Annotated in this window: 1 pseudogene; it reads left to right on the top strand. The window is 73.6% G+C overall.

The annotated features are described in order from the left end of the window. Positions 1–276, top strand: a pseudogene (locus SB753_RS36960) (hemagglutinin); the annotation flags it as partial.

Below are 276 nucleotides of genomic sequence, written 5' to 3'. Positions count from 1 at the left end.
ACCAACCTCGCCAGCGGCGGCGGCATCAAGTACTTCCATGCCAATTCGGCCCTGGCCGACGCGACCGCGATCGGCACCGACAGCGTTGCCGTCGGGCCGCAGGCCAATGCGGCCAGCACGGATTCGGTTGCGATGGGGCGCGGCGCGGTGGCCGGCACCGCCGCCGACACCGGTACCGATCCGGTGACGCCGGCCAGGACCGGCGCCACCGCGATCGGCACGCTGGCCGCTGCCACGGGCAGCAATGCCACCGCGCTGGGCAATGCGGCCACTGCC

It is taken from the genome of Paraburkholderia sp. SIMBA_053, from assembly GCF_046534895.1.
GTDB lineage: Bacteria > Pseudomonadota > Gammaproteobacteria > Burkholderiales > Burkholderiaceae > Paraburkholderia > Paraburkholderia caledonica.
The sequence above is the reverse complement of the archived record's forward strand: the minus strand, read 5'-3'. Positions and strand labels throughout refer to the sequence as shown.